Origin of the sequence: Arenimonas metalli CF5-1 (genome assembly GCF_000747155.1) — a bacterium.
Classification (GTDB): Bacteria; Pseudomonadota; Gammaproteobacteria; order Xanthomonadales; family Xanthomonadaceae; genus Arenimonas; species Arenimonas metalli.
In genome coordinates this window covers 1-14,477 of record NZ_AVCK01000012.1, presented here as the reverse complement: position 1 = coordinate 14,477, position 14,477 = coordinate 1, and the positions used below count along the sequence as shown (strand labels likewise).

Sequence of the window (14,477 nt, the reverse complement as noted above, 5' to 3'; positions counted from 1 at the left end):
GTCAGTAGACGATGAAGTCGGCGCGGCAGCCGCGGTCGACCCAGATGCCGCGGCGGTTGAAGCCCCAGCCCTCGCGGTAGGTGCAGTCGGCCTTGCTCAGCCGGCGCTGGATGTCGACCGACTCGATGCGGCCGCCCGGCACCGGGCAGAAGTTCTCCCGGCCCCGGACCGACTCGCAGCGCACGATGCGCGGCCCGTGATCCGGACGATCGTAATCAGGACGGCCGTAGTCGGGGCGGCCGGGACGCGAACCATAGGCGCCGCCGACCTCGAACTCGGCCCGGCACCCGCCGGTGACCCATATGCCGCGGCGGTCGTAGCCCCAGGTGCGGCCTTCGATGCACGGCCCCTTGTTGTTCGAGACCTGGCGCGCCAGGCGTACGCCGCCGCGGGTGTCGACCGGGCAGAAGCGATCACCGTAGTTGTCCGAGTTGCAGCTCACGATCACCTGCGCCGGCGGCCGCGGGTAGTCGCCGCGGTAGCGCGCGTCGTAGCGATCGGTGGCCTGCGCCGCCAGCGGCAGCGCGACGGTGGCGAGGGTGGCCAGGGCGAATAGCAGGCGGTTCATGGCGGGACTCCGGAGCGGCGGCCAGGGTGGCCGGCTGTTGGCGAAAGTAACGGGGCGAACATTAATCGCCGGTCAACCCGGGCGGCGCGGGTAAAGGCGCTTACCGGGGGTTCATGCCCGCTCGAACGGGAAGGCGACCACGTCGGCGATCTTGTCGGTGCCCATCAGCGCCATCATCAGCCGGTCGATGCCCAGCGCCACGCCGGCGCAGGCCGGCAGCTTGGGCAGGCTGGCCAGCAGGCGCTCGTCCATCGCCGGCTCGCTGGCATGGCGCGCGCGACGCCGCGCGAGGTCGGCCTCGAAGCGGGCGCGCTGCTCGGTGGCGTCGTTTAGCTCGTGGTAACCGTTGGCCACTTCCAGCGGGCCCAGGAAAGCCTCGAAGCGCTCGGCCACCGGCGGATCGCCCGGGCGCAGGCGCGCCAGCGCGCACTGGCTGGCCGGGTAGTCGTAGACCAGCAGGATGCGGCTGGCCGGGATGCTGGGCTGGATGAGGTGGGTCATCAGCAGGTCCAGCCAGTCGTCGCGGGTCAGCCCTTTCGGGTCGATGTCGTAGACGCCCAGCGGCGAGCGCAGCTCTTCCTCGGGCGCCACCAGCGGATCGAAGCCGAACTTGTCGAGGTAGAGCTGGCGGAAGCTGGTCTCGCGAACGGTGGCGCGGCGGCCCGCCAGCGCCATCGCGGACTTGAGCAGTTCGGCGGTCTCGTCCATCAGGCGGTGGTGGTCCCAGCCGACGCGGTACCACTCGAGCATCGTGAACTCGGGGTTGTGGCGCTTGCCGGCCTCGCCGTTGCGGAACACGCGGCCCAGCTCGTAGCAGTCGCCCACGCCGGCGGCGAGCAGGCGCTTGAGCGGGAATTCGGGCGAAGTGCGCAGCCAGCGCGCGCCGGCGCCGGCGGCCTTGGGGCCCTCGAACTCGAGCGCGAAGCTCTCGATGTTCGGGTCGGTGTTGCCCGACGCCGACATCACCGGCGTCTCGACCTCGAGCACGCCGCGCTCGGCGAAGAAATGGCGGACCAGCGCGTAGAGCTCGGCGCGCAGGCGCAGGGCCTTGAGGTTGGCGGTGGGTTTCCAGTCCTTCATGTGAATACTTTACGCCCGGCCAGCGGCGGCCGGACGCACCCCGGACTCACCCGGCGGGGTTGGCGTTCAGGAATTCGAGCAGGCGCGCCTCGTCCCAGACCTCGATGCCCAGCTCGCGGGCCTTGTCGAGCTTGGAGCCGGCCGCCTCGCCGGCGACCACGAAGCTGGTCTTCTTCGACACGCTGCCGGCCACCTTGGCGCCCAGCGCCTGCAGGCGGTCGCCGGCGGCGTCGCGGCTCATCGCCGTCAGCGCGCCGGTGAGCACCACGGTCTGGCCGGCCAGCGGGCCTTCGACCGAGCGCTGCGGCGGGCCCTCGGGCCAGCGCACGCCGGCGGCGCGCAGGGCCTGCACCACCTCGCGGTTGTGCGGCTCGGCGAAGAAGCCCGCGATCCGGGCCGCCACCACCGGGCCAACGTCCGGGATCTCGACCAGGCCGGCCTCGTCGGCCGCCATCAGCGGATCGAGCGCGCCGAACCAGCGCGCCAGCGTGCGCGCCGTGGATTCACCGACGTCGCGGATGCCGAGCGCGAACAGCAGGCGCTCGAGCGAGGTGGCCTTGCTGGCGGCGATCGCCGCGACCAGGTTCTCGGCCCACTTGCTGGCGATCTTGCCGGCCTTGACGGTCTCGGGCACGGTGCCGTCGCGCTCGTCGGCGCGCTGCTTCATCTCGAGGAAGCGCTCGACCGTCATCGCGTACAGGTCCGCCACCGTGGCGACGTAGCCGAAATCCACCAGCGCCTCGATGAAGGCTTCGCCGAGGCCCTCGATGTCCATCGCCTTGCGCGAGGCGAAGTGCACCAGCGCCTGCTTGCGCTGCGCCGGGCAGAACAGGCCGCCGGTGCAGACGATGGTGGCGCCTTCGGCGTACTCGATGCCGCCGGCCTTGGTGCTCTTGAGCACCTTGCGCACCGCCTCGGTGTGCGAGCCGCAGGCGGGACAGGCGGACGGGAATTCGTAGGGCGCGTGCAGCGGATCGCCGCGCGCATCCCGCGGCCGCTTCTCCGGCAGCACCCGCGCGACCTCGGGGATCACGTCGCCGGCGCGGCGCACGATCACCGTGTCGCCCACGCGCACATCCAGGCGCGCGATCTGGTCGGCGTTGTGCAGCGTGGCATTGGTGACGACGACGCCGGCCACCTGCACCGGCGCCAGCCGCGCGACCGGCGTCAGCGCGCCGGTGCGGCCGACCTGCACCTCGATCGCCTCGACCGTGGTGAGCTGCTCCTGGGCCGGGAACTTGTGCGCGATCGCCCAGCGCGGCGCACGCGAGACGAAGCCCATCGCCCGCTGCTGGTCGTGCGAATCGAGCTTGTAGACCACGCCGTCGATGTCGTACGGCAGCGCGTCGCGGCGCGCACCGATGGCGGCGTAGTAGTCCAGCAGGCCCTGGGTGCCGTGCGCCACCGCCACCTCGGGCGAGACCGGGAAGCCGATGTCGCGCAGCGCCTGCAGCACCTGCGAGTGCCGCGGCGGCAGCGCCCAGCCCTCGGTGACGCCGAGGCCATAGGCGTAGAACGCCAACGGCCGCGAGGCCGCGATGCGCGGGTCGAGCTGGCGCAGCGACCCGGCCGCGCCGTTGCGCGGGTTGGCCAGCACCTTGCCGCCGGTCTCGCGCATGCGCGCGTTGTAGGCCTCGAAGCCGGCGCGGGGCATGTAGACCTCGCCGCGCACCTCCAGCACCGCCGGCGCGTCGCCGCGCAGCCTCAGCGGGATGGCCTGGACGGTGCGCAGGTTGGCGGTGACGTCCTCGCCGGTGGCGCCGTCGCCGCGGGTGGCGCCGCGCACGAACACGCCGTGTTCGTAGCGCAGGCTGATGGCCAGGCCGTCGAGCTTGGGCTCGACCGAGAATGCGGGCGCGGCTTCGCCCAGCTCTCGCGCGATGCGCTGCACGAACTCCCCGACTTCTTCATCCGAGAACGCGTTGTTGAGCGACAGCATCGGCTGCGCGTGCGTGACCTGCTCGAAGCCGTCGAGCGGCAGCCCGCCGACGCGCCGGGTCGGGGAATCAGGCGTGCACAGCCCGGGGTGGGCGCACTCGATCGCCTCGAGCTCGCGCAGCATCGCGTCGTACTCGGCGTCCGGGATGGCCGGGTCGTCGAGCACGTGGTAGCGGTGGTTGGCGTCTTCGAGCAGCGCGCGCAGTTCGGCGGCGCGTTCAGCGGGCGTGGTCATCGCCGGGCCTCAGCGCGTGGTCCGCAGGTCCCACTTCTGCTGCTTGCGGTCGTAGTTGCGCAGGTCCTCGCGGATGTGCGCGATGCGCTGGCGGCCGAGCGCGTTGCGCTCCTCGTCCAGCAGCACGCCGTCGAGCAGCTCGGCCATGCGCTGGGCGGTGGGCAGCATCGCGTCCCAGGCGTCGAGCGCCGACAGCGGGCCCGGCAGCGCCATGAAGAAGCTGATGCCCGGCGTGCGCAGGTCCTGGATGTTGGCCATCTCGAACGAGCCGGGCTTGACCAGGTTGGCGACCGAGAAGATCGGGCCCTGCTCCGGATGGTTGTCCACCAGGCGGTGGAAGATGTTCATGTGGCCGTAGACCAGGCCGGCCTTCTCGGCCGCGACCACCAGGTCGGGACCGTGCAGGGCCTGGCCCGCGCGCGCGGCCAGGAAGACGCTGACGACCTTGTCGAAATTCTCGTCGGGGCGGGCGCCCGGCAGCGGCGCGGGCGCCGGGCGGCGGTCGGGGACGTCTTCGCCCGCCAGGGTCTTTTCCAGCAGGTCGAGTTCGGACTGCTCGATCGCGGCGGCCTCGTCGCCGGTGGCGGCGTCGGCTTCGATCAGCTCGCGCAGCGTGGGCTCCTGGCGCGGGCCGCCGGCGGCCTCGCCGCGGGCCGGGGCGGTGCGCTTGCCCTGCTGGCCCGCCGGCTTGCGGCTGGTGTACACGATGACCGCGAACAGCACCAGCGCGGCGACGCCGATGGCGATGCGCAGCAGCGTGGTCTCGCTGAGTCCGTCGAGCATGGTGCCTCTCCCTGTCTGGCGTCGGGCCGGATCCGCGGCCCGCGTTGGAATGATGCCCTAAACCGGCGGCGCGGTCAGGCCGCGCCCACCAGGCGGGTGGCCTCGGCCAGGTCCACCGACACCAGCCGGCTGCAGCCCGGCTCGCGCATGGTGACGCCGGAGAGCTGCTTGGCCGCTTCCATCGTCGCCTTGTTGTGGGTGACGAACAGGAACTGCACCTTCTCGCTCATCTCGGTGACCATGCTGCTGAAGCGCCCGACGTTGGCTTCGTCCAGCGGCGCGTCCACCTCGTCGAGCAGGCAGAACGGCGCCGGGTTCAGGCGGAAGATCGCGAACACCAGGGCCACCGCGGTCAGCGCCTTCTCGCCGCCCGAGAGCAGCGAGATGTTGGACACGCGCTTGCCGGGCGGGCGCGCCATGATCGAGACGCCGGTGTCGAGCAGGTCTTCGCCGGTGAGCTCGAGGTAGGCATGGCCGCCGCCGAACAGGCGCGGATAGAGCTCCTGCACGCCGGCGTTGACGCGGTCGAAGGTTTCCTTGAAGCGGCCGCGGGTTTCCTTGTCGATCTTGCGGATCGCGGCTTCCAGGGTTTCCAGGGCCGAGGTGAGGTCGGTGTTCTGGGCGTCGAGGTAGGTCTTGCGCTCGCTCTGCTCGCCGTATTCCTGGATCGCGGCCAGGTTGACCGGCTCGAGCCGGCGCATCTTGGCGTCGATGTCGGCCAGGGTCTTCTGCCAGCCGTCGAAATCGGCCTGCGCCGGCAGCGCCTGCAGCACGTCCTCGAGCACCAGCCCGGCGGCGACGATCGCCTCGGACAGCTGGCCGGCGCGCAGGGCCAGGGCCTGCTCCTCCATGCGCTTGGCGGAGATCGCCTCGCGCTGGGCGAGCGACTGCTGGTCGCGCTGCTGGCGGGTCTGTTCGTAGCCGCGCATCTCGGCCTCGATGCCGTCGAGCGCGGAGCGGGCCGCGGCCAGGTCCTTCTCGACGATCACGCGCTGGTCGAGCGCGGCCTGGCGCTCGGCCTGCAGCGCCACCACCGGCGCATCGCCGTCGGCGAGCTGGGCCACGAGTTCGTTCAGGCGCACTTCGAGCTGGGCCTTCTGGCTGCCCATGCGCGCCAGCGACTGGCTGAGCGCGATCACGCGGGCACGCTGCGATTCCAGCGTGAGCGCGAGCTGGTGGGCGGCGTCGCGGACCTCGCGGGCGCTGTTGCGGGCGGCGTCGCGCTGCTCGCCGAAGCTGCGGCGCTCGGCGTCCAGGCGCTGGCGCTCGGCCTCGAGGTCGCCCATCTTCGCCACGGCCTGCTCGAGGCGGGCGCGGGCCTCGCGGGCGTTGGCCTGCGATTCCTCGAGCGTGGTGGCCAGCGTGGCCAGTTCGGCATCGATGCGGGTGACGCGGGCCTGGGCGGATTCAAGGCGGCTCTTCTGGCCCTGCAGCTGGCCGGCGAGTTCGGACACGCTGCGGTGCGCGAGGTACAGCGCGCGCTGGGCGTCCTCGCGGTGCTGCTCGGCTTCGAGCAGCTTGTCGCGCATGGCGGTGAGGCCTTCGTTGATGGTCTGCTCGCGCTTGCCCAGCGCCTCGATCTCGGCGCGCAGGGCCTGGATCTCGCGCTCGCGGGCCAGCGCGCCCTGCTGCGCCTCGCCGCTGCGCAGCACGCGCAGCCAGCCGGCGCCGAGCCATTCGCCGCCGCGGGTGATGACGGCCTCGCCCTGCCCCGGCGCCAGCGCGCGCGCTTCGGCGGCGGATTCGACGGCATGGATGCTGGCGAGCAGGCGGCGCACGGCGGCCGGGCCCTGAACCTTCGCGGCCAGGGAGCCGGCGGGCACGGACACGGATTCGGTGGAGCTGCTGACCAGCGCGACGCGGCCCTGGCCGAGGCTCGACAGCGCGTCCAGGAACTCGTTCGGCGTGTCGACGGTGACGGCTTCGAGCAGGCTGCCTAGCACGGTCTCGACCGCGGTTTCCCAGCCGGCGTCGACGGTGAGCGCTTCGCCGAGGCGGACGTTGCCGTCCAGGCCCTGCTGCTTGAGCCAGTCGAGCGCGACGTTCTTTTCCTGGCCGAGCGCAGCGTGCTGCAGCGCCTCGAGCGAAGCGAGGCGGCCGCGGGCGGCCTGGCCCTGCTTGCGCACGTCGGCGAGTTCCGACTGCTGCTGGCGCTGCTGTTCCTGCAGCGCGGTCAGCGCGGCCTTGCGCTGCTCCAGCGTCTCGCCGAGGCCATCGAGGCCGGCCTTCTGCTGGTCGTGGTCGGCGACCAGGCGCGACAGCGCCTCGGTGACCGCGCTGGTGTCGAGGCCGCTGCGCTCGCCGGCCAGCGCTTCGCGCCGGCGGCCGGCGTCCATCGCCTGCTTCTCGAGGTATTCGATCTTGGTGCGCTCGACCTCGGCCCAGCGCGCCGCCTCGGCCTGCGCCTTGGCGTAGGTGTCCCAGCGCTGCTGCCAGTCCTGCAGCGCCGCTTCGGCGGCCTTCAGGGCGTCCTGGCGGCCGGTGTCCTCGGTGCGCATGGCCTCGAGCCGCGGCTCGGCGGCGGCGATGGCGTTGTGCAGTTCGGCCAGCTGGCGCTCGTCGCCGCTGATGTGTTCGCCGACCTGGGCGAAGGCCGCGTCGGCCTCGGCGCGGGCGGTTTCCAGGCGCTGGCGCAGTTCGCGCTGGTGCTGGATCTGCTGCTCGATGCGGGCGAGCTCGCCGCCGACGCGGTAGACCTCGGCCTGGGCCTTGCCCAGCGCTTCGCTGGCTTCGCCGTGCTGGCTGCGGCAGGCCTCGATCTGGGCCTCGGCCTGGCGCTGGTCGGCCATCAGCGACTGCAGCTTGATCTCGTCCTGGGTCAGGGTGTCGTGCAGGGCCTTGAGCTGGCCGTCGTAGCGGCGGAACTCGAGCGCCTTGAGCTGGGCGTCCTTGTTCAGGCGCTCGGCCTGCAGGGCCTGGTACTGCTCGGCGGCGCGGGCCTGGCGCTTGAGGTGCTCGAGCTGCTTGTCCACTTCCTCGCGCAGGTCGTTGAGGCGGTCGAGGTTCTCGCGCGTGCTCTTGATGCGCGACTCGGTTTCCTTGCGGCGTTCCTTGTACTTGGAGATGCCGGCGGCTTCCTCCAGGTACACGCGCAGGTCCTCGGGCTTGGCCTCGATGATCTGGCTGATCATGCCCTGCTCGATGATCGAGTAGCTGCGCGCGCCCAGGCCGGTGCCCAGGAATAGGTCGGTGATGTCGCGGCGGCGGCAGCGGGCGCCGTTGAGGTAGTAGTTGCTCTGGCCGTCGCGGCTGACCGAGCGCTTCACCGAGATCTCCGCGTAGCGCGCGTACTCGCCGCCGATGCTGCCCTCGGAATTGTCGAAGATCAGCTCGACCTGGGCCTGGCTGACCGGCTTGCGGGTGGACGAGCCGGAGAAGATCACGTCGGTGAGCGAATCGCCGCGCAGGCGGCTGGCCGAGCTCTCGCCCATCACCCAGCGCACCGCGTCGATGATGTTCGACTTGCCGCAACCGTTCGGACCGACCACGCCGGTCATGTTGGTCGGCAGGTGCAGCACCGTGGGGTCAACGAAGGATTTGAAGCCGGAGAGCTTGATCGTGGAAAGGCGCATTCGTCGGGGTTCTCAAGCAGCCGGCCAGTAGTCGCCGGCCACGGGACGCCGGGGGCGGCCCGCCGCAGGGTCGATGGGAAGCTCGCGGGCGGGTCCGCGGTTCGGCCAAGTCGTTGATTCCACTGGCAGAGCGCGATCCCCGGCACGCGGCCGACGGGCAGTATAACAGCGGCTTCACCCGCCTCCGCGAGTGCCCCGGCTCAGGCCTCGGACGGGGTCCGGGCCTGGATCGAGAGGGCGTGGATTTCGGTCTCCATCAGCCCGCCCAGGGCCGCGTAGACCCGGCGGTGGCGGGCCAGCGGCGCCAGCCCGGCGAAGGCCTCGCTGACCACCGTGACCGCGAAGTGGCCACGGCCGTCGCGGGCCCCGGCGTGGCCGGCGTGCTTGTGGCTCTCGTCCACCACCTCCAGCGCCACCGGGGCCAGGGCGGCCTCGAGCGCGGCGCGGATCGCGGCCGGGCGCTGGTCGCGCGGCAGGCTCACGGCAGCACCGGCCGGAACGGGCTGACATCGACCCGGGCGTAGACGCCGCCGGCCAGGTAGGGATCGTCCGCGGCCCAGGCATTGGCCTCTTCCAGCGAGCCGAACTCGGCCACGATGATGCTGCCGGTGAAGCCGGCCGGGCCCGGGTCCTCGGCGTCGATGGCGGGCAGCGGGCCCGCCAGCTTCAGCCGGCCCTGGTCGCGCAGCGCCTCCAGCCGCGCAAGATGGGCGGGCCGGTGCTGCTTCCGGCCAGCCAGCGAATTCGGCAGGTCGATGCCGTGGATCAGGTACCACATGGTCGTTCCTCAGGGCGCGGCCGGGGCCGCGGCGGGTTGGCCGGCGTGGGCGTCGAGGAAGGCGAGCACGCGCCGCGCCCAGTCCAGCCGGTTCTTCATCTGATAGTAGCCGTGCGCCTCGAGGTCGTATATCGCCACCTGCGGCTCGGCGTCCGCGGCCTTGAGCCCGGATTCCATGGCGCGGGTCTGCTCGAGCGGCGTGGTTTCGTCGAGCGAGCCGGCGCCCAACAGCACGGGGTCGCGGATGCGGTCGGCGAGCCGCGCCGGTGAAATCGTCCCGAGGTCGACATCGCCCAGCGCGGTGTCGAAGTAGTCGCGGCCGTAGCGCGTGGCCGAGCGCTCCTTGTACATCTTCACGAGGTCGTAGAGGCCGACGTTGCCGATGCCGCAGGCATACAGGTCAGGCTCGCGAACCAGGCCCATCATCGCGGCATAGGCGCCGTAGCTGGCGCCGTACAGGCAGATGCGGCCAGGCGCGGCGATGCCCTGCTCGATCGCCCAGCGGGTGGCATCGGTGACGTCGTCCTGCATCTTCGCGCCCCACTCGCCGTTGCCGGACTCGCGGAAGGCGCGGCCGTAGTTGCCCGAGCCGCGGAAGTTCACCTGCAGCACGGCATAGCCGCGGCTGGCCAGCAGCTGGGTCTCGGCATCGAAGCCCCAGCGGTCAAACACGCCCTTGGGGCCACCGTGCGGCATCACCACCAGCGGCACCGGCTTGCCGCCTGCGTCGCGCGGCACGGTGACGAAGCCCTCGAGCTCCACGCCATCGCGGGACTTGAAGGTGAAGGTGCGCATCGGCGCCATCACGTTCGGATCATGGCGCTCGTTGGCGGCGATCACGAAGGACGCCTCGCCGGTCTGGTGGTCGACCCGGTAGTACTCGCCGGAATTGATGTCGGAGCTGACGAAGTAAATGCCGGTGCGACCGTCGCGGGTGTAGGACGTCGGGGTGACGTAGGAACCGGGGAAGGCGCGCATCACCCGCGCCAGCGACTTGGCGAACGGATCCTCGGGCGCGATCCACTTCACCTCGGGCTTGCCGGCGTAATACACCACGCCGATCACGCCGCCATCGAGCGGCGAGCGCAGCACGTGGCCGACGTCCGCCCGCGCGTGGCGCGCGACCAGGGTGCGCTCGCCGGTGGCCATGTCGTAGGCGTAGAACCCGTCGGGGCCGTCGTCCTGCTCGATGATCAGGTAGGCGGTCTTGTTGTCGGCCGAGAAGCCGCGGAAGTAGAGCTGGACGCCGGTCTCTTCCTCGACGTTGATTTCGCGCCACTCGCCGTCGGGGTCGCGCTGGAACTGGCGCGACCGGATCTCGTAGTCCTTGTAGCCCGAGGCGAAGCGGACAACGCCGGCGTTGTCGGAGTGGTAGCTGCCGTGTTCGAGCGGGTGCTTGACCTGCTCGCCGACGAACTTGCCGGTGCTGACGTTCAGCTTGACCAGCCGCGGCGAGCCGCCGGCGCTCTGGCGGATGACTTGGACGTGCTCGTCGTCGTCGCGCAGCGTGTGGTGCAGGAAGGCCAGCTCGGTGACCACCGGGGCCGCGTCGCTGCCGTCGGCGTTCATCTTGTACAGCCGGCCGCTCACCCGCGGCGCGGCCAGCGGGCCCATGCGGCGGGCGTCGGAATACACCAGCTGGCGGTCGTTGACCCAGTTCACGTCGATGACGTGGGTTTCGGCCTTGAACATCGCGTAGCCGCTGCGCTTCATGTCCGAGCGGCGCAGCACGACCAGGGCCGTGCGGTCCTCCAGCGGCACCGTGGCGGCGTAGTGCTCGCCGTCGGGCGAAATGATCAGGTCGGCGATGTCACCGGGCGCCAGGAAGGCCTCGGGCGGCAGCGGCTGGGCCAGCGTGGACCCCGCCAGGGTCAGGAGTGCCAGGAGGCAGGCAAGCGACGTACGACGCATCTAGCGGTTCCGGCGGCAACAGGGACTCGCAACATATCCAGCCCGCAGTTGAATTGGAATGCGAAATTCCCCACCCTCGCCCAGCGCCCCCGGCACAAGGCACAATCGGGCATGGCAGATCGCTTGCACGTCCACCCCGTCAACCCCCAGTCCCGCCTGATCGACAAGGCGGCCGCGGTGCTCAAGGCCGGCGGCCTGGCCCTGGCGCCCACCGATGCGGGCTATGCGCTGGTCTGGGGCCTGGAGTCCAAGGCGGCCGAGGAACGGGTCCAGCGCCTGCGTGAACTGGACAGCAAGCACCCTTTCACCTTACTCTGTCGCCAATTGAGTGAGGCCGGCCGCCTGGCCCGGCTCGACGATCCGGCCTTCCGGCTGATGCGATCGCTGACCCCGGGACCCTGCACGTTCATCCTTCCGGCCTCCGCGGACCTGCCCAAGCGCATCAAGAACAGCGGCCGAAGCAAGCGCCGCGACATCGGCATACGCCTGCCCGACCACGTGGTCACCCGGGCGCTGCTGGAAGCGATGGGCGAGCCCTTGCTGTCGACCAGCCTGTTGCTGCCGGACGAAACCGACCCGGCCAGCCACGAGGCCGAGGTGGTGGCCGAGCGCTGGTTGCGCTGGGCCGACGTGATGCTGGACGCCGAGGACTGCGAGCCCGGCCCCACCAGCGTGGTGGACTGCACGGGGGACGCCCCCGAGGTCGTCCGCCAGGGGTTCCATCCCGTTGCACTGTAAGGCGACCCGGCCTGGCCATGACGTCGCGAACCTGCAGTACCGAAGCATCGTTGCACCCCGGCCCCCGCGGGCCAGCTCGACCCGAGCCCAACCTTTGCCCGAGCACTTGATGAGCGAACCCACCGCGATCCCAGCGGAGCAGCCGGCATTCCCGGTCCAGCCGCAGCAGCAGGAAATGCCGCTGGCGGTGTTCAAGGGCCAGCCCGTGCTGCAGATGCCGCAGGACCTGTACATCCCGCCGGATGCGCTCGAGGTCATCCTCGAGGCCTTCGAAGGTCCGCTGGACCTGCTGCTGTACCTGATCCGCCGCCAGAACCTGGACATCCTGGACATCCCGGTCGCCGAGATCACCCGCCAGTACGTCGACTACATCGGCGTGATGGAGGACATGCGCTTCGAGCTGGCCGCCGAGTACCTGGTCATGGCCGCCATCCTGGCCGAGATCAAGTCGCGCATGCTGCTGCCCCGCCCGCCGTCGGAGGAAGGCCTGGAGGCCGACCCGCGCGCCGAGCTGGTGCGCCGCCTGCAGGAGTACGAGCGCTTCAAGAAGGCCGCCGAGGACATCGACACCCTGCCCCGCCAGGACCGCGACACCGTAGTGGTGCACGCCCACGTGCCCGAGCGCGCCGTGGCCAAGGTGCCGCCGCCGGTGGACCTGCGCGAGATGCTGCTGGCGCTGCGCGACGTGCTCAAGCGCGCCGACCTGTTCACCCACCACGCGATCCGGCGCGAGGCGCTCAGCGTCCGCCAGCGCATGGGCGAGGTGCTGGGCCGGCTGGCGGACGGCCAGTTCCACGCCTTCGAGAGCCTGTTCAACGCCGAGGAGGGCCGCCTTGGCGTGGTGGTGACCTTCCTGTCCATCCTCGAGCTGGCCAAGGAACAGCTGCTCGAGATCGTGCAGGAAGCCCCGCCCGCGCACGCCGACCTGCAGTCGCCGCGGCCGCTGCTGGCGCCGATCTACATCAAGTCCCTGGCCGCCGGCGACGGCGAGCCCGAGCTTCCCACCCCGACCTCCGACGGCGTCGACGATGACTACGCCTGAGGACCGCAGCCCCGAGACCATGGACCAGACCCTGATCCGACGCATCGTCGAGGCCGCCCTGCTGGCGGCGCCGCAACCGCTCACCCTGGCCCAGCTGGCCGGCCTGTTCCCCGACGACGAGCAGCCGCCCAAGGGCAGCCTCGAGCTCGCCATCGAGGAACTGCGCGAGGCCTGCGCCGAGCGCGGCGTCGAGCTGGTCGAGGTCGCCTCGGGCTTCCGCTTCCAGGTCAAGGCCGACGTGCACGCCTGGGTCGCGCGCCTGTGGACCGAGCGCCAGACCAAGTACACCCGCGCCACGCTGGAAACGCTGGCGCTGATCGCCTACCGCCAGCCGATCACGCGCGGCGAGATCGAGCAGATCCGCGGCGTCAGCGTGAACGCCAACATGATCAAGATGCTCGAGGAGCGCGAGTGGATCCGCTCGGTCGGCCATCGCGACGTGCCGGGCCGGCCGGAGCTGTTCGGCACCACCAAGGCCTTCCTCGACTACTTCGGCCTGAAGTCGCTCGACGAGCTGCCGCCGCTGGCCGAACTCAAGGACATCCCGGAGCTCGAGCCGCAGCTGCCCTTCGACATGGCGCCCGCGGGCGTCGCCAGCGCCGCGCTGGCCGCGAGCCTCGACGACGAGGTCGAGGGCGGTGGCCACGCCGTGGGCGACGACGAGGACGATGACGGCGATGGCCTGGCCGGCAACGGCCATTTCGTCGCCGACGAAGAAGACTTCGCCAATGAAGGCGACGAGAACCACCCCGACACCGGCGTCGCCCCGACGACCGATGGCGACGACGCCGATGGCGACGCCGCGAACCTTTCCGACCCTGAGGCCGGCGACACCGCCGAGCCGGAGCAAAAGTAATGAGCGACAAATCCAAGAAGACCCTCTCCCTTCGCGCCAAGGGCGGTTCGCCCGCGGCCAAGGCCGAGGAGCGGCTGCACAAGGTGCTGGCGCAGGCCGGCCTCGGCTCGCGCCGCGCGCTGGAAGAGCGCATCGCCCAGGGCCTGGTGAAGGTCAACGGCGCGGTCGCGCAGACCGGCCAGTCGGTGAAGGGCGGTGACCGCATCGACCTCGACGGCAAGACCTTCGTTGCCACCGCGCTGACCGAGCCGGCGAGCGTGCTGCTGTACAACAAGCCCGAAGGCGAAGTGACCACGCGCGAAGACCCCGAGGGCCGCCCGACCGTGTTCGAATCGCTGCCGCGCCTGAAGGGCGCGCGCTGGATCGCGGTCGGCCGCCTCGACATCAACACCACCGGCCTGCTGCTGCTCACCACCGACGGCGAGCTCGCCAACGCGCTGATGCATCCGTCGAGCGGCATCGCCCGCGAATACGTCTGCCGCATCCACGGCGAAGTGCCGGACGAAGTGGTGCACCGCCTGGCCAAGGGCGTGCAGCTCGAGGACGGCCCGGCCAAGTTCGACGAGATCGAGCGCATCGGCAGCTCGGATTCGCACGCCTGGTTCAAGGTGGTGCTCACCGAGGGCCGCAACCGCGAGGTGCGCCGCCTGTGGGAATCGCAGGGCTACAACGTCAGCCGCCTCAAGCGCGTCAAGTACGGCAGCGTGCACCTGCCGCGCCTGCTCAAGCGCGGCCATTGCGAGGAGATGCCGTCCGAGCAGGTCGAGAAGCTGCGCGCGCAGTTCCAGCTCGAGCAGAATCCGCCGGTGCTGACCCTGCAGCCGGTGATCGGCCAGCGCAAGTCGCGCCCGACCGAGATCCGCGTCGGCAAGGACCGCAAGCAGGCGTCCTACGTCAACGGCGCGGTGGACGACGAGGCGCGCGAACTGCGCCGCTTCGACACCTTCCGCGAGGACAAGCCCGGCGGCCGCGGCCG

General features: G+C 71.1%; 11 protein-coding genes and 1 pseudogene. 4 read left to right on the top strand and 8 right to left on the bottom strand.

All coding sequences use genetic code 11. The features are described 5' to 3' along the window. Position 1: 1 nt before the first annotated feature. The 8 genes from N787_RS03790 to N787_RS03755 all read right to left on the bottom strand — a co-directional run bounded on the left by N787_RS03790 (position 2) and on the right by N787_RS03755 (position 10,865). A complete protein-coding gene (locus tag N787_RS03790; RefSeq protein ID WP_034210918.1) occupies positions 2-568 on the bottom strand; it encodes a DUF3011 domain-containing protein in 567 nt (188 codons plus the stop codon). Between the two features lie 111 nt (positions 569-679). After that, a complete protein-coding gene (gene epmA, locus N787_RS03785) occupies positions 680-1,648 on the bottom strand; it encodes an EF-P lysine aminoacylase EpmA (protein ID WP_034210917.1) in 969 nt (322 codons plus the stop codon). Between the two features lie 46 nt (positions 1,649-1,694). Continuing rightward, complete coding sequence (gene ligA, locus N787_RS03780; protein WP_034210916.1) at positions 1,695-3,821, bottom strand: NAD-dependent DNA ligase LigA; 2,127 nt, start codon at positions 3,819-3,821, stop codon at positions 1,695-1,697. 9 nt (positions 3,822-3,830) lie between these two features. After that, positions 3,831-4,604, bottom strand: coding sequence for a cell division protein ZipA (zipA, locus tag N787_RS03775; protein WP_034210915.1), 774 nt, complete (start codon positions 4,602-4,604; stop codon positions 3,831-3,833). Positions 4,605-4,678: 74 nt separating this feature from the next. Continuing rightward, positions 4,679-8,176, bottom strand: coding sequence for a chromosome segregation protein SMC (gene smc / locus N787_RS03770; protein ID WP_034210914.1), 3,498 nt, complete (start codon positions 8,174-8,176; stop codon positions 4,679-4,681). Between the two features lie 200 nt (positions 8,177-8,376). Further along, positions 8,377-8,652: a BolA family protein gene (locus tag N787_RS03765; RefSeq protein ID WP_034211372.1), complete on the bottom strand. Its 276-nt coding sequence runs from the start codon at positions 8,650-8,652 to the stop codon at positions 8,377-8,379. Positions 8,653-8,654: 2 nt separating this feature from the next. Then, the gene (locus N787_RS03760) at positions 8,655-8,954 is read right to left on the bottom strand and encodes a YciI family protein (protein WP_034210913.1); all 300 of its coding nucleotides are present in this window, start codon (positions 8,952-8,954) and stop codon (positions 8,655-8,657) included. Between the two features lie 9 nt (positions 8,955-8,963). Further along, positions 8,964-10,865, bottom strand: coding sequence for an alpha/beta hydrolase family protein (locus tag N787_RS03755; protein ID WP_052575105.1), 1,902 nt, complete (start codon positions 10,863-10,865; stop codon positions 8,964-8,966). A gap of 111 nt (positions 10,866-10,976) precedes the next feature. On the opposite strand from N787_RS03755, the gene N787_RS14875 reads away from it, so the two are divergent. From N787_RS14875 to rluB, 4 genes and pseudogenes are all read left to right on the top strand, one after another. Next, positions 10,977-11,603 (top strand): L-threonylcarbamoyladenylate synthase, encoded by a 627-nt coding sequence (locus tag N787_RS14875; RefSeq protein ID WP_034210912.1) that lies wholly within the window; start codon positions 10,977-10,979, stop codon positions 11,601-11,603. 109 nt (positions 11,604-11,712) lie between these two features. Further along, on the top strand, positions 11,713-12,645 hold the full coding sequence (locus tag N787_RS03745) for a segregation and condensation protein A (RefSeq protein ID WP_034210911.1): 933 nt from the start codon (positions 11,713-11,715) through the stop codon (positions 12,643-12,645). A 19-nt stretch (positions 12,646-12,664) separates the two neighbouring features. After that, a pseudogene (scpB, locus tag N787_RS03740) lies at positions 12,665-13,456 on the top strand (SMC-Scp complex subunit ScpB); the annotation flags it as partial. Positions 13,457-13,500: 44 nt separating this feature from the next. Beyond that, the coding region (rluB, locus tag N787_RS03735) for a 23S rRNA pseudouridine(2605) synthase RluB (protein ID WP_034210910.1) at positions 13,501-14,477 on the top strand (977 nt) is incomplete at its 3' end.